This window comes from Azospirillum sp. TSO22-1, assembly GCF_003116015.1.
Taxonomy (GTDB): Bacteria; Pseudomonadota; Alphaproteobacteria; order Azospirillales; family Azospirillaceae; genus Azospirillum.
This window is the reverse complement of the sequence record NZ_LGQZ01000110.1, coordinates 1-1,580: the sequence shown is the minus strand read 5'-3', so window position 1 is coordinate 1,580 and position 1,580 is coordinate 1. Positions and strand designations below refer to the sequence as shown.

At 73.9% G+C, this 1,580-nt stretch carries 1 protein-coding gene and 2 pseudogenes; all 3 read left to right on the top strand.

The features are described from left to right. Positions 1–329, top strand: a pseudogene (locus TSO221_RS26085) (glyceraldehyde-3-phosphate dehydrogenase); the annotation flags it as partial. A gap of 18 nt (positions 330–347) precedes the next feature. Beyond that, positions 348–1,283, top strand: coding sequence for a sugar kinase (locus tag TSO221_RS26080; RefSeq protein ID WP_109121440.1), 936 nt, complete (start codon positions 348–350; stop codon positions 1,281–1,283). A gap of 20 nt (positions 1,284–1,303) precedes the next feature. Next, a pseudogene (locus TSO221_RS26075) lies at positions 1,304–1,580 on the top strand (keto-hydroxyglutarate-aldolase/keto-deoxy-phosphogluconate aldolase); the annotation flags it as partial.

The window sequence follows — 1,580 nt, the reverse complement described above, 5'->3', positions numbered from 1 at the left end:
ACGGCACCGCCATCCGCGTGCCGACCCCGAACGTCTCGGTGGTCGACTTCAAGTTCGTCGCCAAGCGCGCCACCACCGCGGATGAGATCAAGGCCGCGATCAAGGAGGCCGCGGCGGGTCCGCTCAAGGGCATCCTGGGCGCCTACGACGAGCCGCTGGTGTCGGGCGACTTCAACCACGACCCGCACTCGTCGATCTTCGCGCTGAACGAGGTGAAGGTCATCGACGGCACCTTCGTGCGCGTCATGTCCTGGTACGACAACGAGTGGGGCTTCTCCTGCCGCATGAGCGACACCGCCGTCGCCATGGCCGCGGCGGGCAGCCGCTAACCCCCGGAGGACCTCACCATGACGGCATCCATGCCCAAAGTCGCGGCGCTCGGCGAGTGCATGCTCGAGCTGGTGCGCCGGCCGGACGGCACGCTCACCATGGGCTTCGGCGGCGACACGCTGAACACGGCCGTGTACCTCGCCCGCCTCGGCGCGGCGGCGGACTACGTGACCGCGCTCGGCGACGACCCGCACAGCGACGGCATGGCGGCCGCCTGGGAGGCCGAGGGGGTGGGCACCGGGCACGTGCTGCGCGTGCCCGGCCGCGTCCCCGGCCTCTACATGATCGAGACCGACGACAGCGGCGAGCGCCGCTTCCTCTACTGGCGCGACCGGGCGCCGGCGCGCGACCTGTTCGTGCTGCCGGAGTCCACGGCGCTGATCAAGGCGCTGGAGGGCTACGACCTGCTGTACCTCTCCGGCATCAGCCTGGCGATCTGGGGCGAGGCGGGGCGCGACGTGCTGTTCCCGCTGCTCGACCGCATCCGCGCGCGTGGCGGGCGCATCGCCTTCGACACCAACTGGCGCCCGCGCCTGTGGCCCGACGTGGCCACGGCCCGCCGGGCCTACGACGCGATGCTCCGGCGCACCGACATCGCGCTGCCCGGCGTCCCCGACTTGCAGGGCCTGTACGGCGACGCCGATGCCGCGGCGGCGCTGCGCCGGGTCGAGGCGGCCGGCGTGCCGGAGATCGTGCTGAAGCTGGAGGCCCCCGGCTGCGTCGTCGCCCGCGACGGCGGCTACACCGAAGTCCCGGCCGAGCGCGTCGCCACCGTGGTGGACACCACCGCGGCCGGCGACAGCTTCAGCGCCGGCTACCTCGCCGCGCGGCTGCGCGGGGAGAGCCCGGTGGAGGCCGCGCGCGCCGCCCATCGCCTCGCCGCCGTCGTCATCCAGCACCGCGGCGCCATCATCCCCAGCGCCTTCACCGCGCCCGTCGCCCAGGCGGCGTGACCTTACGGAGACCCGTCCCCATGCCCGTTCCGCTGCTCGAACCCACGCTGTCCGGTGCCCGCGTCGTCCCGGTGCTGGTGCTCGACGACGTCGACACCGCCCTGCCGCTGGCCGAGGCCCTGGTGGCCGGCGGCCTGACCACGCTGGAGGTCACGCTGCGCACGCCCAAGGCGCTGGCCTGCGCCGAGGCGATCGCCGCCAAGGTGCCCGGCGCGCTGGTCGGCCTCGGCACGCTGACCAAGCCCGAGCACTTCGCCCAGGCCCGCGACGCCGGTGCGACGTTCCTGGTCTCGCCCG

Excerpts from the sequence above, each read along its gene's own strand:
- TSO221_RS26080 (WP_109121440.1), top strand. The coding sequence starts at position 348 with ATGACGGCATCCATGCCCAAAGTCGCGGCGCTCGGCGAGTGCATGCTC.